The sequence below is a fragment of the Flavobacterium sp. LAR06 genome (genome assembly GCF_041946075.1).
Lineage (GTDB): Bacteria > Bacteroidota > Bacteroidia > Flavobacteriales > Flavobacteriaceae > Flavobacterium.
Window position 1 is genome coordinate 57,357 of the sequence record NZ_JAUTYT010000015.1, and the last position, 16,165, is coordinate 73,521.

Sequence of the window (16,165 nt, forward strand, 5' to 3'; positions counted from 1 at the left end):
TGTTTTGGTCGTAAAGCTTCACTAGGAAGCTAAATTTTAGTTTCAAACCAAAGCTTATACTTTTCTTATATCACTTATATGGGAAAAAAAACTTCGCGACTTCGCGACTTTTCGAGGTTAATTTTTAAAATAATGCCTAAAAAATTTGCGAAACCGAATAGTTGCACTTATATTTGCAACTGATTGGCTTCATAATTAATTTAAAACACTATGAGACGCGACATTTTTCAGGCAATAGCCGATCCGACAAGAAGGTCTATTCTAACCTTGATTGCGCTACAGGCAATGACACCCAATGCCATTGCGGAGAACTTTAATACTACACGCCAGTCTGTTTCAAAACATCTTCGCATTCTTACGGAATGTGATTTAGTAAAACAGGAACAGCGAGGCCGGGAAATTTACTATTCACTTGAAATTGAAAAGATGAAAGAGATTGATAAATGGATCAAACAATTCAGAGACATTTGGGAAACCAGGTTTAATCAGCTCGACGAACTATTAGTAACACTAAAAAACCAGAAAAAATGAGAACAGATTTGCTATTTGATTTTACCGTTGATAAACCATCCAAAACGGTATACATAACAAGAGAATTTGATGCAGAATTGCCGTTAGTTTGGGATGCCTTTACCAAAGCAGAACTCTTAGACCAATGGGTGGCTCCAAAACCCTGGTCAGCCAGAACAAAATATATGAACTTTGAAGTTGGCGGGCGACGCTTCTATGCTATGGTAAGTCCGGAAGGCATGGAACGCTGGGCGGTTCAGGAATTTACTGCTATTAGTCCGAGAACGAATTTTAAAATGTATAATACTTTTTCAGACGAAAATGAAAGCCGGGTATTACCGGGTTCTGATTGGGATTATAATTTCAGCGAACAAAATGGCATCACAAAAGTGAATATTAGTATTTATAACGAATCACTGGAACGTTTAGAGATGATGATTGAAATGGGCTTTACAGAAGGCTTTAAAATGTCTGTTGATAACTTGGAGAAATTATTGGAATCTTTAAAGAAATAGAAATCATGGCAGCTATTAATCCTTACATCCATTTCAACGGAAATGCCGAAGAAGCATTTACGTTTTATAAATCTGTTTTTGGCGGCGAGTTTGCCAATATCAGTCGGTATCGCGATATCTCGAGTGAGCAATATCCAATACCGGAGAACGATCAAAACAGCATTATGCACATTGCCTTGCCTATTGGCAAAACCGGTGTATTAATGGCAAGCGATGTCATGCAGGCTATGGGAAAAGTCAACGAAACCGACAACAGATACACCGTTTCCATCATTGCGGAAAGCAAGGAAGAAGCAGATAAATTATTCAACGGACTTTCAGAAGGCGGAAAAATTGAAATGCCATTATTTGACGGTCCTTCAGGAAATTATTTCGGAATGTTTGCGGATAAATTTGCCGTTCAGTGGATGGTCAATTATAATCCTAAATTCAGTGGAGAAGTATAGTGGTTGAGAAATAATCTTGCGAACACGTATTCCAAAAAATTTTACAATTCCACAAAGTTACTCGGAGAAGACACGGAGATTCGCAAAGTTTTAAAAGAAAACCGGAGAAATAATTACGTAGTCCCGAGGCTTCCAGAGTGATTTTTTTCTAATTTACAACATAGCCCACGGTTTCAACCGTGGGTTACGGGTACAGAAATGGATTGTAAAATATATTGCGTCCCAACGGATTCAAACCGTTGGCTATATTTATCTCCCCACGGTTGAAACCGCGGGCTATATTTGATGTATTCCGTAAAGAAGTTAAAAACCTTATATGCCCTAAACTTCCAGCCTTCGCACCAATGCTTAAATTTCCTTATATGACTTATATGGTGGAAAAAAATTTTACGATAAATCTTTCAATACCGGATACACTTTTTTAAACTTAATAAAAGCGGCTTGATAAACACTTTTATAGGCTGCATTAGGGTAAAAAGTTTTTCCGGTTTTCTTTTTATACGCGATGTCCTTCCCTATCGATTTTATACCAATCAATACAGCGCCCCAGGCAGAACCTTCAATAGTTTGTGAGGTTTCTACTGTCATCTGAAAAATATCGGCCACCATTTGGAGCCAAAGTTCACTTTTTCCAAATCCGCCGCTGGCCATTACTTTGGTTTGTTTTCTTTTTTCAGGATCCGGAAATAAAATTTCAGTTATCTGAAACAAGCCATATAGTATTCCTTCTAAAGTAGCTCTGACCAAATGTGCCTGTGTATGTGTAATCTGCATTCCTAAAATGGATCCTTGTGCAGCCGCATCCCAAATTGGTGCTCTTTCGCCCAGTAAGTAAGGTACAAAAAGCAATCCTTCAGAACCGGCTGGGATTTTTTCTGCTTCTTCAAAAAGAATTTCAAAAGACTGATCGGTTTTAAGTAAAGTTTCCCTGAGCCATTGCAAAACAATTGCGCCATTATTAACAGCTCCTAAAACAAGATACTGGTCGTCAATTAAATGGTAACACTGGGTTCGCATTTGTTCGTCAAGATACGGTTTATCGATTGGTAATCGTACCGCTCCGCTGGTACCGATCGTTAGGGCAATACAGCCTTTATTCATCGCCCCAGTTCCCAGGTTGGCCAAAGCGCCATCGCCACCGCCAATTACGTACAGAAAATCGTCTGAAACGCCTTTGCATTGATGTGTTACCTTGCAAACTGAAGATAATTGCTCCGGTTTCAGGTGTAGAAAATCTAAAATTTCAGGATCCCATTGTAAAGTATGAATATTTAATAATCCTGTTCCGGATGCCATTGAAGTGTCTGTACAATATTCATTCGTGAGATGATGCCATACATATTCTTTAATACTAATGAATTTATAGGTTTGGGAAAAAATATCCGAATCAAATTCCTTAAACCAGGCAATTTTGGTCATGGGTGAAAAAGGATGAATCGGGATTCCGGTTTTTTTATAAAAATGTTTTCCTTTTTCTGAATTTTTAAGTTTTTCAGCAACGGCATTGGCTCTGTTATCAGCCCATAAAATTGCATCCGTTAAAGGTTTACCGGTTTCATCAATGGCAATAATACTTTGCATAGCCGAGCTAAAACTGATAAACTCAGGCTTAATTCCGTTTGTGATTTCTGCAATACAATCTATAACGGTCTGTAAGATCTCTTGCGGGTTTTGCACACTCCAATCCGGTTTTGGATGATACATCGTATAGGCATTTGAAACCTGTTTCGTTACATTTCCATTTATGTCAAAACAAATGGCTTTTGTGGCCGTAGTTCCAATGTCGATTCCTATATAAAATGATTCCATATTTTTTATTTGATCCATATATTAAGTATCAATACGCCTATTAATCCCATCACTCCTATTATTGTTTCCATGACCGTCCAGGTTTTAAAAGTGTCTGAAACGCTGATACCAAAATATTCCTTAAACATCCAAAATCCGGTATCGTTTACATGAGAACACATTAAGCTTCCCGCGCCAATAGACAACACCATTAACTCGGGACTTACACCTGAAGCAAGTACCAAAGGCTGTACAATTCCTGCCGCGGTTAATCCGGCAACTGTCGCAGATCCCAAAGCAATACGAATTATGGTAGCAATAAGCCAGCCTAACAATAAAGGAGAAAGAGATGATTTTTCGAAAAATGTACTTATATCGGTTCCCATTCCGCTGTCTATCAATACTTGTTTAAAAGCACCTCCGGCCGCAATGATTAAAATGATCATAGTAGCCGAACTCATAGCGGTACCTGATTTATCCATGATATCCTGCATTTTTCTTTCACGGAAAATTCCTAGGGAGTAAATCGCAAAAAGTACCGCAAGTAACATTGAAGTGGTTGGATTTCCTATAAAAAGCAAAAGAGAACGCAAATCGTTTTCTTCGGGTAATAGCAATTCGCTGAAAGTAGCGGTCGCCATTAAAAAAACCGGAACTAAAGCAGTTAAAATACTAATTTGAAAAGAGGGCATTTCGTCTTCTGTAAAAGTTTTGCTTTCGAATAATCCTTTCGGAGGAAAGGCCTCAATTTTCTTTATGAACTCCGGAAAAACAATTCCGGCAACAAAAAGTGCAGGAAGCGCTACCAAAAGTCCGTAAAGTAATGTTTTCCCGATATTGGCTTTAAAAATAACTGCAATTGCCGTTGGTCCGGGATGAGGAGGTAAAAAACCATGTGTGATTGAAAGTGCCGAAGCCATTGCAATACCCAGATAAATCATAGGTTGTTTGGTACTTTTAGCAACTGCAAAAACCATTGGAATCAAGATAATAAAACCGGCATTATAGAACATCGAAATTCCGACAGAGAAACCTGTAATTACCATTGCCCACTTAATGTGTTTTACACCAAATGACCGTATCATTACTGAACTTATTCGCTGAGCCGCGCCGCTGTCTGAAAGCAAATTCCCTAAAATAACTCCAAACGCAATAATTAGAATTAGAGCGCCCAAAGTACTTCCTATACCCTGCTGAATGGAATTAATTAAATCGGGAAAAGGCATTTGTTTTGCAATTCCCACAAAAAAAGCAGCGATAATTAAGGCGATAAAGGCATTAAGCTTTACACCCGAAATGAGAATCAATAACAACAATATACTGGCAATCAGAATCAGTAGCGACATGGATTGGAATGTGATAAAGGATTAATAAGTGTTGTTTCGTAAAAATATTACTTTCTGTACTTTTAATTGTGTCAATTCTACTTTAATATGTGAAATTAAAATTGATGGCAGTTATTACTTCAAATCCTTCTTAATCACCAAATATTTCAAATCTGTTGTTCCAACATTGCTAATACCATGTTCCATATTTGATGGGCAATAAAAACTGGTATTTGGGCCGGCTGTTAAGGTTTTTCCGTCAAGGTAGAATTGAGCAGTTCCTTCCAGTATATAAAAGAATTCTTCTTCGACATGGTGATGTGGCGCATGTGTGGATTTTCCGGGTTCGACGATACTCATTTTGAGGGTGTTTTCCTGAGTGAAGTTTTTATCGGCAAACCAATATTGATATCCCACTTTTGTTTTGGTGGCTTTGTCTAATTCAAAGTGATTGACGCAATTTTCAATTGTATACTTTGGCTCTGTTGAAGTGGTTTCCTTTGTTACTTCTTGCGCTTGTGCAGATTTCTGCACGAATAAAGCAAGTATTACAATGGTTATAGTTGCTGCTAATTTCATTTTCTTTTTTTATTGTAATAATACAAAAAATGCTTTTACATAATACTTAAAAACAAAAAGCAAGCTTTATCAGCTTGCTTTTTGTTTTATAATTTTCTTTAAAATTTAATCGCAATTTTTCCGATCGTAGTTCCTGATTCCAGTAACTCATGTGCTTTTTTGAAATTGGAAGCAGTCAGGCCATTCAACGTAGTTTTTAAAGTAGACTGAATTGTACCGTTGTCTAATAAATTGGATAATTCGTTTAAAATATGATGCTGAGAGATCCTGTCTTCTGTTTGAAACGTCGAGCGTGTAAACATGGATTCCCAATGAAAGCTGATACTTTTAGTTTTTAACTGAAGAAGATTCACCTTTTCCCCTGGAGTACTAATCGAACCAATATGCCCTTGTGGTTTTATTAGTTCTACAAATGCCTGCCAATACTGATTGGCGTCAACCAAATCTAAAATAAAATCGACTTGCTGGAAACCTGCATTGTGAACTTCTTCAATCAAATTTTTATGATTTACTACAAAGTCGGCGCCTTGTTGTTTACACCATTCGATTGATTCAGGGCGTGATGCTGTAGCAATTACGGTTAATCCGGCCACTTGTTTAGCTAATTGAATGGCAATTGAACCTACTCCGCCAGCTCCTCCAATAATTAAGATGCTTTTGCCTTTGTCTTTTTCCGGATTTATGCGAATTCGGTCAAATAATATTTCCCAGGCTGTTAAACCGGTTAGCGGCATTGCCGCAGCCTGTTCTATGGAAAGTGATTTGGGCTTTCTACCCACAATACGTTCCTCAATAATTTGATATTCTGCATTGCTGCCTTGTTTGGTCAAATCTCCTGCGTAGAAAACTTCGTCTCCCACTTTAAATAAACTAACCTGATCACCAACGGCTTCTACAACCCCGACAGCGTCCCAGCCTATAATTTTTGGTGTTTCTAAAACCGTGTCTCTGGCGCTATTCTGACGAATTTTAAAATCTACCGGGTTAACAGAAACCGCTTCAATTTTAACTAATAAATCGTGCGCTCCCGGAATTGGTTTTGGCGTTTCAAATTCAATGAAACTATCTTCCTTATCTATTGGTAATGAGGTTTTAAATCCTATTGCTTTCATCTTTTTATCTTTTGATTTAAACTAATAACACAAAGATACTCACAAGGAAGAATTTGGGAATTGTACAAATTCGTTATGAATTGGTACATGTTTATCTTTTTGGTTTATTAATATATTGAACCTAAACTGGATTGAAGTCCAGTCTATGGTTTACATTTTTTTGATTATCATCTTATAAAAAACTAAATCTCTAGCCTAGCCCCGATAGAAGCATCCTTTTATAGTGAGGTTCACCATAAAAGATACAAGTGGATAGCGGGACAAGTCATCTTAAAAATATAATTCTTCTGCTCTTAAAAAAGAATATGCAGAATATCAGAAATAAAAACTACTTTTAAAACGCTTCTAAAGCAACCTATAAACCTTTCAATAATGAACCACCTTCACCTTAAAATAAAATCAAACCTTCTATTTTTTATTGCTTTTGCTTTTACAAATTTTGTATCCGCTCAGGTATCAGAAGAGAAAAACCATAACTTAATTGCAAAAGGCGCAGCTCTCACAAAACTATCAGAGCAATACAGTTTTACAGAAGGACCGGCCGCAGATAAAAAAGGAAATATTTATTTTACTGATCAGCCTAATAATCGAATCATGAAATGGTCTGTTAATGGTGAGCTTTCTGTTTTTATGGAAAATGCAGGAAGAGCTAACGGTTTGTATTTTGATCACGAAGGCAACCTTTTGGCTTGTACCGATGAAAAAAATGAAATTTGGAAAATAGACCAAAACAAAAATACTACGGTATTACTAAACAACTTCGAAGGAAAAAGGCTGAATGGTCCCAATGATCTCTGGGTTGATCCAAAAGGCGGTATCTATTTTACAGATCCTTTTTACAAAAGAGATTACTGGAAACATACCACCAAAGAAATAGAGAAAGAATGTGTTTACTATTTATCTCCGGATAAATCCAAAATTACAAACGTTGACAATGAGCTGGTAAAACCTAATGGTATCATTGGAACTTCGGATGGAAAAACGTTATACGTAGCGGATATAGCGGCAAACAAGACGTACTCTTATACCATCAACAGCGATGGTTCTTTAAGCAAAAAAACGCTGTTTACTGAATCAGGTTCAGATGGAATGACAAGAGACGAGTCCGGTAACATTTACTTAACCGGAAAAGGAGTTACCATATTTAATGCGCAAGGAGAAAAAATAGCCCATATTGATGTTCCTGAACCCTGGACGGCCAATGTTTGTTTTGGAGGAAAAAAATTTAAAACATTATTTATTACGGCCAGTAAAAGTGTCTATACGTTAGAAATGAATGTTCGGGGAATGAAATAATAAGCGGCACAGGTCGTCTTAAAGCCCCTAATCCTTTTGCTTCAAAAAATGGAAACATCACTGGTAAAGCACAAATTTTATAAATAAAACTTAAAATTTCTTTTCCCATTTTGAATATATGTAGTTAACTACGTAAATTCGCATACAAATTATTTGTTATGGTATTAGAAAAATCACAATCATTAGTATTAGGTAATCTTTTGCAGCGTTTGACGGAGAATTTGCGCAAAGAAGCGCAGCTGTTTTACAGAAGTCAGAATATTGATTTTGAACCCAAATGGTTTCCGGTAATTTATGTGCTTTCGCAGAAAAAGGCTATTAGTGTGGTGGAACTTTCCCTGGAAATTGGTTACTCGCATCCTACTACGATTTCTCTTTTGAAGGAATTAGAAAAGAAAGAACTGATTGGCTCTGCTAAAGACGCCAAAGACGAAAGAAAACGACTGATCACCCTTACTGAAAAAGCAAATGATCTCATACAGCAATTACAACCGTTGTGGGCTGTTATGACGCAGGCTTTAGTGGAGTTGACTGACACAGAAAATAATTTGTACAAAGCCATAAACGAAGTAAATCTAAACTTAAAAACGAAAAATCTTTTTGACCGAATGACAACTATTAAAGAAATGAACCTACATGCTCCTGAAAAAGCAATAGAAAACGATATTAAAGTAGAAAAAATTGAAGATCCAAAATTAGAATCGATCGCCTTTGCCATTAGAAGGCAAGTTTTTGTTGAAGAGCAAAATGTATCGCAGGAACGCGAATCGATGGATGATGCTGAGGCGATTCATTATCTGGCAACGGTAAACGGTTTACCGGCCGGAGCGGCGCGTTACAGAATAATGGAAAAAGGAGCAAAAATTGAACGTATTGCGGTTTTGAGTTCGTATCGTGGGAAGAAAGTTGGAGAAGCTATCCTGAAAAAAATTGTGGAAGATTTGCGTACTGAAGAGAAAATTTATCTTTATGCGCAGGTCAATGCCAGTCCGTTTTATATTAAAAACGGATTCAGGCAAACCAATAACTATTTCCTGGATGCCGGAATTGAGCATGTCGAAATGGATTTGATCAAATAAAAACAGAACAGCATTTCTTAGTAGAAATTAAAGCTGCTAAGAAATGCTTAATGTCTTTTTAAATTCTGATGGAGAGATTCCGGTACTTTTCATCATGAATTTATTAAAATGACTGCTGTCAATAAAACCCAAATCGTTACTAATTTCTGAGAAAGTTAAATTGCTTTTGCTCAGTTTTTCGGTTACCACTTTAAGTTTGGTTTGTACAATATACTCTCTTAAAGTGATATTTAAATGGTTTTTAAAATATTCGCCAATGTAATGGATCGAAACATTAAAATGATTGGCCATTTCTTTTTTCTTCAGCAAATGCGGGTTGGCAATGTTTGATCGGATGTAACTTAAAATCGTGTCAATTTTCAATATTTCAGTAGTTTGCAAGTTTAGATTACTTTCATTCAAAGCCGCATTTCGACGAATGATTTGAATCAGTGCCGTCATTAAGCTTTTGATTATAACTTCATTTTGCCCTTTTGGTTTGGCAACTTCATCTAATATTTTTACAATAAGTGTTTCGCAAAATGCTTTATCATCTTCAAGGAAAATTAAATTTCCATTGGTCTGATTGTGGTAATAAAACAATTTTTCGATCTCTTCGATTTCTTTTTTATTGGAAAAGAAATTAGGCAGGAAACGCAGGCAATGAAACTTTGTTGGTTTTAAGGTTTTGAATGAATGATAATCCTTTGGCGTAAGCAAATAAATATCGTGTTCTTTATAATGGTGAGGAATTGAATTTAGGATGTGATTTCCGGTTCCGTATTCAATGTAAAGTAACTCGAAAAAATTGTGTCTGTGCACTTCCTTCTTCCATGTTAATTCTTCAACGGAATAAATTTCGAAATCTTTGTATATAAAAAAGGTGTCTCTCATAATCCTTAATTTTTACAAATATAACCTATATTATTACATCAGTTAATAAAATCGAACGCATTTACTTTGCAGCTATAATTAAAACCTAAAACGACAACATGAACTCAGAAACAATAAAAATAGGAATTCTTGGAATTGGTGGAATCGGCGGATTTGTTGGTGCTCCATTGGCAAAGAAATACAAAGACGGTACGACCAAAATCATTTTTATTTGCAGAGGTGAAACTAAAAATACCATTCAAAAGGAAGGTTTGCTGTATGAATCTAAAGGCAAAACTGAAAGCGTATTTCCATATTTAGTATCTGATAATCCGGCAGCAATAGGAATTTTGAATGTTTTAATTCTTACTTCGAAATCCTATTCTATAAAAGAGGTGTTATCTACTTATAAAGATTGTATCAATGCTGAGACTATTATAATCACTTTGCAAAATGTCGTGAATGCCGAAGAAATTATCCGCGAGACTTTAGCTGAAGTTGGACAAATTATGGAAGGCTGTATTTATGTGGCTTCGAATGTAAAGAAACCGGGGCATGTTCAGCATGTTGGCGGGCCAGGAAAGATTTTTGTTGGCGGAAAAGAGAATAAAGACCTGATGGATTTGCTGGTAGCGGGAGGTCTGGACATTACGTATCTGGAAAACATCAACCAAATACTATGGAGGAAGTATTTGTTTGTTGCGCCGGTTGCAGCGATAACTTCTGCTTATAAAGTTAGTTTTGGTCAACTTTTGGAAGATCAAAACCTAATGCTTATTCTGGAAAATATGATGATCGAAATTCAATCGCTTGCGCTAAAGAACAACATTATTCTGACTAACGAAGACATTGAAACCGCTAAAGATTTATTGACTAAATTTCCGTTTGAATCGAAATCATCTTTGCAATTGGATTTTGAAAATAACAATCAGACTGAAAAACTTTTTTTGGTTGATTATGTAATTGAAAACGCTAATAAATACGGACTTGAAACTCCTTTTTATAATGATGTAAATGATAAAATAAAGACTTTGTATCGTTTATAATAATAATATATACTTAAACTGGACTAAAGTCCAGCCCTGCAATATTTGTCATTGCTACGGAATTTTTGCTTGTTTTTTTATATCATTATTTTAAATGGGAATAAACGTGTGATGAAAACGAAATTTCTGCTTCTGAAAAATCAACTTATTTTAAAATTCTGTTGAATTTTTATTTGTCGGTGCCAAAATGAGACGTTTTTAGAAATTTAAAAGTATCGAAATCATATTAATCTGAATTGAATTTTAGTTAAACTTTAATTAAAATTAGATTTTCACAAAACTTAAAATCTTTCGAAAGGCCTTATTTTTCAAAGCTTTTAATATTATCTATGATAGAATAAAAAAAAATTATAATGAATTTGTACTATAATCAGAAAATCGGTATTACATTTGCCTAACAGTGTTAGATTATTTAATACTCATCAAAATGGCAAGTAAAGATCGTATATTAAGACAAAAAGAAGAGACAAGAAATAACATTCTTGAAGCTGCTTATTCTATCGTAAAAGAAGAAGGATGGCAAGGTCTGAGTATGCGTAAGATTGCTGATAAGATTGAATACACTGCCCCTATTATCTATGAATACTTCTCTAATAAAGAAGCTATTTTAAATGAATTAACCGGTAAAGGTTTTATTAAATTATCGAAGGAATTGCAAAACGCCAGAGCTAAGTTTGATAAACCGGAAGACCAATTAGAAGCCATGTGGATGGCGTATTGGGATTTTGCCTTTACAGATACCGAAATGTATCAGGTTATGTTTGGTGTGCAAATGAATTGTTGTTCCCAACAATGTTCGGCTGCAGAAGCTCCTTATAAATTGTTCACCGCAGTGATTGCTGAAATTATGAAAAACAGTAATCCGGGCCCTGAAGTTATCAAACAAAAATATTTTACTTTCTTTTCTGTTATTCACGGTTTAATTGCCATTAACATTATCAACAAAAGCGAAGTAATGGAAACGATCAACAATCAAATCCTGAAAGATGCGATTGGTGGTATTATCAAATCAATACAGTAAAAAAATTTTCCATTCCACTTAACAGTGTTAGAAAATTTAATTAGAGTAATTTAGTAACCTTTTTTTACTATTTACTTAACAGTGATAAATAATTTAATACCGATTTCTTAAGGAATCGCAATGGGCTCACTATACGGAATTTTGCGCCTTTTAACTTAACATCGTTAGATAATTTAATTCAATTAATTATGAATACCGGGAATGCAACAATACAAAAGATTTTAACTCAAATGAATGTCCAACAAATTAAAACCAATATGAAAATGAAAAATGTAATTATAACCAGTTTTATTCTGGCACTTGTACTAAGTAGTTGTGCAGATAAAGCGCAGGCTCCTGCTCCGGCAGCCCCACTCCTGCCAGTTTTAGCGATTCAAAACTCTGATGCTGTTACGGATGCTGAATATCCAGCTTCGATACAAGGAACTGTAGACGTGGAGATTCGTCCACAAGTAAGCGGAAACCTTGACCGTGTTTTAGTAGACGAAGGTGCTTATGTAAGTAAAGGTCAAACTTTATTCAAAATAAACGAGCGTCCTTTCCGTGAGCAATTAAACAATGCTTTGGCTAGTCTTCATGCTTCTGAAGCGGCTTTGATCAACGCTCAGTTAGAAGTAGACAAATTAACTCCTTTGGTACAAAACAAAGTAGTTTCTGATTATCAATTGAAAACGGCTAAAGCTTCTCAAAAAATTGCTGCTGCCAATATCGAGCAAGCAAGAGCAATGGTAGCATCTGCCAGAATTAATTTAGGATATACTAATGTGACAGCCCCTGTTAGTGGTTACATTGGAAGATTGCCTAAAAAACAAGGAAGTTTAGTTTCGGCTACTGATATTGAACCGTTAACCAAACTTTCTGATGTACACGAAGTTTTTGTTTACTTCTCTTTAGGTGAAACTGATTTCATCAAATTCAAAACGCAATATGCAGGAAATACATTGGGTGATAAAATCAAAAAATTACCTCCTGTAACTTTGATTTTGGCTGATAATAATGCTTATGCACAATCAGGAAAAATTGATATGGTAGATGGTCAATTTGATAAAAACACGGGTGCAATTACTTTAAGAGCGACTTTCCCAAATGCAAACGGTACACTACGTTCTGGAAACACTGGAAAAATTCGTTTAGGAATCAATCATAACGACGCGATTCTGGTACCACAATCGGCTACGATAGAAATGCAGGATAAAGTGTTTGTTTATACCCTGAACAAAGGAAATAAAGTAAACAAAATGCCAATCACCATTATTGGTAAAAGCGGAACTAACTATCTTATTGGCGAAGGTGTAAAATCTGGCGACCAAATTGTTTTAAGCGGAATCGACAAACTTCAGGAAGGACAAGTGATCCAGCCTCAAAAATCGACTTCTGAAGTTGCCCAAATAATTAACAAAAAATAATTTTTACGACAATGTTCAAAATATTTATACAAAGACCTGTACTGGCAACCGTAATCTCCATTTTATTGGTGATCCTGGGTGTACTTGGACTTACAAAATTGCCTTTACAACAGTTTCCTGATATTGCGCCTCCCTCGGTTTTGGTAACGGCGGTTTATCCGGGAGCGAATGCCGAAACGGTTTTACGTTCGGTTGCACCATCTCTGGAAGAATCTATAAATGGTGTTGAAAACATGACGTACATGAGTTCAACAGCGAGTAACGATGGTACACTTGCGATTACTGTGTTCTTTAAATTAGGAACAGATGCCGATCAGGCCGCAGTTAACGTTCAGAACAGAGTTGCTCAGGCGACAAGTCAGTTGCCTGCAGAGGTTGTTCAGCAAGGTGTAATTACCGCGAAACAACAAAACAGTTTCATCATGGCCATTGGTATGTACACAGAAGACGAATCGAAATACGATCAGACTTTTGTTGCCAATTATGCTCAAATTAATATTATTCCGGAGATTAAACGTATTCCGGGTGTAGGTTCTGCCAGTATTTTTGGTGGGGTTAAAGATTACTCGATGAGAGTTTGGCTGAATCCAACTCAAATGTCGACTTACAATGTTACGCCAAATGAAGTGATGGCAGCTATTCAGGACAAAAGTTTAGAGGCTGCTCCGGGTAAATTTGGAGAAAGAAGTAAAGAAGTTTTTGAATACGTAATTAAATACAAAGGGAAACTTACTAAACCGGAGGATTATCAAAACATTGCCATTCGTTCGAATGCAGATGGTTCTATCCTTCGCTTAAAAGATGTAGCCAGAGTAGAACTTGGTGCTTACTCTTATAACAGTTTAACTCGTTTGAACGGTAAAAAAGGAGTTGTAATTGGTGTTATCCAGTTAGCGGGTTCTAACTCCAATGAAATTCAGATTGCCATTAATAAATTGATGGTGAAAGCCTCTAAAGATTTCCCGCAAGGCATTAAACACAATATTTTCTACAGTACAAAAGTATCATTAGACCAATCGATCGAACAGGTTGAACACACTTTGATTGAAGCTTTTATACTGGTATTTATTGTGGTATTTATCTTCTTGCAGGATTTCAGATCAACATTAATCCCGGCCATTGCTGTACCTGTAGCAATTTTAGGAACGTTCTTCTTCATGCAGTTATTCGGATTTTCGATCAACCTTTTAACGCTTTTTGCTTTAATTCTGGCGATTGGTATTGTGGTGGATGATGCGATTGTCGTCGTCGAGGCCGTGCATGCGAAAATGGAGCACAAACATCTGTCTCCAAAAGTAGCCACACATGAAGCAATGCACGAAATAACGGGTGCTATTATCTCGATTACGCTGGTAATGGCTGCTGTATTCCTGCCGGTCGGTTTTATGGAAGGTTCAACCGGGGTTTTCTATCGTCAGTTTGCCTTTACGATGGCCATTGCAATTGTAATTTCAGCCGTAAACGCTTTGACATTGTCCCCTGCCCTTGCCGCTTTATTCTTAAAAGATAATCATGCTGCACACGAAGGAGATGCTCCGTACAAAAAACAAGGATTTAAAGAAAAATTCTTCACCGGATTCAACAATAGTTTTGAGTCGTTGACCAACCGTTATGTTGGCGGATTAAAATTCTTAATTCGTAACAAATGGGTTAGTTTAGGTGGATTGGCTTTAATTACTTTCGCTACGATTGTAATGGTAAAAACTACTCCTGCTGGATTTATCCCAACAGAAGATCAAGGTTTTATCGCCATTGCGGTTAATACGCCTTCTGGAACCTCTTTAGACGGAACGCAGAAAGTAATGACAGAAGCAGAAAACACATTAAAAAAATTGGATGCATCACGATTTGTAACCGCTATTTCAGGTTTCAACTTATTGACGAATTCTACAAGCCCTTCATCAGCTGTTGTTTTCGTATTGCTTAAACCAAATGAAGAACGTGGCGAGGTTAAAAATATTGACGAAATCATGAATCAGGTTCGTGGCCAATTGGGTGCGATTTCTGGAGGAAGCTTCTTCGTATTTAGTTTCCCGACCGTTCCTGGATTTAGTAACGTTGAGGCATTGGATTTGGTTCTTCAGGATAAAACCGGAGGTAAACTGGATAAGTTCAGTGGAATCTCACAAAACTTTATTGGAGAAGTGATGAAACGCCCTGAAATTGCTGTAGCCTTTACCAGTTTCAAAGCCGATTATCCTCAATTACAATTGGATATCAATGACGAAAAAGCAGATCAATTAGGTGTTAAAGTAAAAGATATTCTGCAAACGATGCAGGCTTATTTTGGTAGCGCACAAGCCTCTGACTTCAATAGATTTGGTAAATATTACAGAGTTGTAGTTCAGGCTGATATTGCCGACAGAGCAGATCCTTCAGCAATTGACAGAGTTTTTGTGAAAAACAAAAATGGCGAAATGGTTCCGATAAACACTTTAGTAAAACTAAGCCGTATTTATGGTTCTGAAACCGCTTCGAGATACAACTTGTTTAATTCGATTTCGATTAATGCGATTCCGAAACCAGGATTTAGTTCCGGAGATGCCATTAAAGCAATTGAAGAAGTAGCAGCTCAACAATTACCTGCAGGATATAGCTATGAATGGTCAGGACAAACTCGTGAAGAAATTTCTTCAGGAGGTCAATCGGCAACGATTTTCTTACTGTGTTTGATATTCGTCTATTTCTTACTTGCCGCACAGTACGAAAGTTACATTTTGCCATTGGCTGTAATCTTATCTATACCTGCAGGAATTTTTGGAGTATTCGTTGCCATTGGTTTAACAGGAATTGAAAACAACATTTATGTACAAGTTGCACTAGTAATGTTAATTGGACTTCTGGCCAAGAACGCGATTTTGATTGTCGAGTTCGCCGTCCAGAAACGAAAATCCGGACAGGCCTTGGTTAAAGCTTCTATTGATGCAGCCAAATTACGTTTACGTCCAATTATCATGACGTCGCTGGCTTTCGTAGTAGGATTAATTCCGATGATGAGTGCCAAAGGACCATCGGCGCAAGGTAACCACTCGATTAGTATTGGTGCCGCCGGAGGTATGGTTTCGGGAGTAATTCTTGGGTTGTTGATCATCCCGGTATTATTCATCGTATTCCAACATTTACAAGAAAAAGTTACCGGAAAACCGGTAGCCGTAGTTCATAACGAAGAAGAAAAATAAATATGGAAAAT

The 16,165-nt window shown here is 36.6% G+C and carries 14 protein-coding genes; 9 read left to right on the forward strand and 5 right to left on the reverse strand.

Annotated elements, in window-relative coordinates:
- The first annotated feature begins 210 nt into the window (after nucleotides 1–210).
- Genes Q7C23_RS19620 through Q7C23_RS19630 form a run of 3 tightly spaced genes read left to right on the forward strand, consistent with a single transcriptional unit; the run spans nucleotide 211 to nucleotide 1,471 of the window.
- Nucleotides 211–531 (forward strand): ArsR/SmtB family transcription factor, encoded by a 321-nt coding sequence (locus Q7C23_RS19620; protein WP_375034087.1) that lies wholly within the window; start codon nucleotides 211–213, stop codon nucleotides 529–531.
- Nucleotides 528–1,025, forward strand: coding sequence for an SRPBCC domain-containing protein (locus tag Q7C23_RS19625; protein WP_375034088.1), 498 nt, complete (start codon nucleotides 528–530; stop codon nucleotides 1,023–1,025). The genes Q7C23_RS19620 and Q7C23_RS19625 overlap by 4 nt, the downstream gene beginning before the upstream one ends.
- A gap of 5 nt (nucleotides 1,026–1,030) precedes the next feature.
- Nucleotides 1,031–1,471: a VOC family protein gene (locus Q7C23_RS19630; RefSeq protein WP_375034089.1), complete on the forward strand. Its 441-nt coding sequence runs from the start codon at nucleotides 1,031–1,033 to the stop codon at nucleotides 1,469–1,471.
- Nucleotides 1,472–1,858: 387 nt separating this feature from the next.
- On the opposite strand, the gene Q7C23_RS19635 is transcribed toward Q7C23_RS19630, so the two are convergent.
- From Q7C23_RS19635 to Q7C23_RS19650, 4 genes are all read right to left on the reverse strand, one after another.
- Nucleotides 1,859–3,298, reverse strand: a complete 1,440-nt coding sequence (locus Q7C23_RS19635) for a gluconokinase (protein ID WP_375034090.1) — start codon at nucleotides 3,296–3,298, stop codon at nucleotides 1,859–1,861.
- On the reverse strand, nucleotides 3,286–4,605 hold the full coding sequence (locus Q7C23_RS19640) for a gluconate:H+ symporter (protein WP_375034091.1): 1,320 nt from the start codon (nucleotides 4,603–4,605) through the stop codon (nucleotides 3,286–3,288). The genes Q7C23_RS19635 and Q7C23_RS19640 overlap by 13 nt, the downstream gene beginning before the upstream one ends.
- 114 nt (nucleotides 4,606–4,719) lie before the next feature.
- A complete protein-coding gene (locus Q7C23_RS19645; RefSeq protein WP_375034092.1) occupies nucleotides 4,720–5,163 on the reverse strand; it encodes a cupin domain-containing protein in 444 nt (147 codons plus the stop codon).
- Nucleotides 5,164–5,261: 98 nt separating this feature from the next.
- On the reverse strand, nucleotides 5,262–6,275 hold the full coding sequence (locus Q7C23_RS19650) for a zinc-binding alcohol dehydrogenase family protein (RefSeq protein ID WP_375034093.1): 1,014 nt from the start codon (nucleotides 6,273–6,275) through the stop codon (nucleotides 5,262–5,264).
- 372 nt (nucleotides 6,276–6,647) lie between these two features.
- Between Q7C23_RS19650 and Q7C23_RS19655 the strand changes: the two genes are divergently transcribed.
- Nucleotides 6,648–7,571: an SMP-30/gluconolactonase/LRE family protein gene (locus Q7C23_RS19655; protein ID WP_375034094.1), complete on the forward strand. Its 924-nt coding sequence runs from the start codon at nucleotides 6,648–6,650 to the stop codon at nucleotides 7,569–7,571.
- A gap of 158 nt (nucleotides 7,572–7,729) precedes the next feature.
- Entirely contained in the window at nucleotides 7,730–8,650 is a 921-nt protein-coding gene (locus tag Q7C23_RS19660) for a GNAT family N-acetyltransferase (protein WP_375034095.1), read from the forward strand.
- Between the two features lie 36 nt (nucleotides 8,651–8,686).
- Here the strand turns inward: Q7C23_RS19660 and Q7C23_RS19665 are convergent, their stop codons facing one another.
- Nucleotides 8,687–9,523: a helix-turn-helix domain-containing protein gene (locus tag Q7C23_RS19665; protein ID WP_375034096.1), complete on the reverse strand. Its 837-nt coding sequence runs from the start codon at nucleotides 9,521–9,523 to the stop codon at nucleotides 8,687–8,689.
- A gap of 98 nt (nucleotides 9,524–9,621) precedes the next feature.
- On the opposite strand from Q7C23_RS19665, the gene Q7C23_RS19670 reads away from it, so the two are divergent.
- The 4 genes from Q7C23_RS19670 (at nucleotide 9,622) to Q7C23_RS19685 (ending at nucleotide 16,154) form a co-directional block, all read left to right on the forward strand.
- The gene (locus Q7C23_RS19670; protein WP_375034097.1) at nucleotides 9,622–10,548 is read left to right on the forward strand and encodes a ketopantoate reductase family protein; all 927 of its coding nucleotides are present in this window, start codon (nucleotides 9,622–9,624) and stop codon (nucleotides 10,546–10,548) included.
- 427 nt (nucleotides 10,549–10,975) lie between these two features.
- Nucleotides 10,976–11,569 carry a TetR/AcrR family transcriptional regulator gene (locus Q7C23_RS19675; protein WP_375034098.1) on the forward strand — a complete coding sequence of 198 codons (594 nt, stop codon included), beginning with the start codon at nucleotides 10,976–10,978 and terminating at the stop codon, nucleotides 11,567–11,569.
- A 188-nt stretch (nucleotides 11,570–11,757) separates the two neighbouring features.
- Nucleotides 11,758–12,975 carry an efflux RND transporter periplasmic adaptor subunit gene (locus Q7C23_RS19680; protein ID WP_375034099.1) on the forward strand — a complete coding sequence of 406 codons (1,218 nt, stop codon included), beginning with the start codon at nucleotides 11,758–11,760 and terminating at the stop codon, nucleotides 12,973–12,975.
- Between the two features lie 11 nt (nucleotides 12,976–12,986).
- The gene (locus Q7C23_RS19685; RefSeq protein ID WP_375034100.1) at nucleotides 12,987–16,154 is read left to right on the forward strand and encodes an efflux RND transporter permease subunit; all 3,168 of its coding nucleotides are present in this window, start codon (nucleotides 12,987–12,989) and stop codon (nucleotides 16,152–16,154) included.
- Nucleotides 16,155–16,165 lie beyond the last annotated feature (11 nt).

Coding starts and splice junctions, on each gene's coding strand:
- Q7C23_RS19620 (WP_375034087.1), top strand. CDS start 211: ATGAGACGCGACATTTTTCAGGCAATAGCCGATCCGACAAGAAGGTCT.
- Q7C23_RS19625 (WP_375034088.1), top strand. CDS start 528: ATGAGAACAGATTTGCTATTTGATTTTACCGTTGATAAACCATCCAAA.
- Q7C23_RS19630 (WP_375034089.1), top strand. CDS start 1,031: ATGGCAGCTATTAATCCTTACATCCATTTCAACGGAAATGCCGAAGAA.
- Q7C23_RS19635 (WP_375034090.1), bottom strand. CDS start 3,298: ATGGATCAAATAAAAAATATGGAATCATTTTATATAGGAATCGACATT.
- Q7C23_RS19640 (WP_375034091.1), bottom strand. CDS start 4,605: ATGTCGCTACTGATTCTGATTGCCAGTATATTGTTGTTATTGATTCTC.
- Q7C23_RS19645 (WP_375034092.1), bottom strand. CDS start 5,163: ATGAAATTAGCAGCAACTATAACCATTGTAATACTTGCTTTATTCGTG.
- Q7C23_RS19650 (WP_375034093.1), bottom strand. CDS start 6,275: ATGAAAGCAATAGGATTTAAAACCTCATTACCAATAGATAAGGAAGAT.
- Q7C23_RS19655 (WP_375034094.1), top strand. CDS start 6,648: ATGAACCACCTTCACCTTAAAATAAAATCAAACCTTCTATTTTTTATT.
- Q7C23_RS19660 (WP_375034095.1), top strand. CDS start 7,730: ATGGTATTAGAAAAATCACAATCATTAGTATTAGGTAATCTTTTGCAG.
- Q7C23_RS19665 (WP_375034096.1), bottom strand. CDS start 9,523: ATGAGAGACACCTTTTTTATATACAAAGATTTCGAAATTTATTCCGTT.
- Q7C23_RS19670 (WP_375034097.1), top strand. CDS start 9,622: ATGAACTCAGAAACAATAAAAATAGGAATTCTTGGAATTGGTGGAATC.
- Q7C23_RS19675 (WP_375034098.1), top strand. CDS start 10,976: ATGGCAAGTAAAGATCGTATATTAAGACAAAAAGAAGAGACAAGAAAT.
- Q7C23_RS19680 (WP_375034099.1), top strand. CDS start 11,758: ATGAATACCGGGAATGCAACAATACAAAAGATTTTAACTCAAATGAAT.
- Q7C23_RS19685 (WP_375034100.1), top strand. CDS start 12,987: ATGTTCAAAATATTTATACAAAGACCTGTACTGGCAACCGTAATCTCC.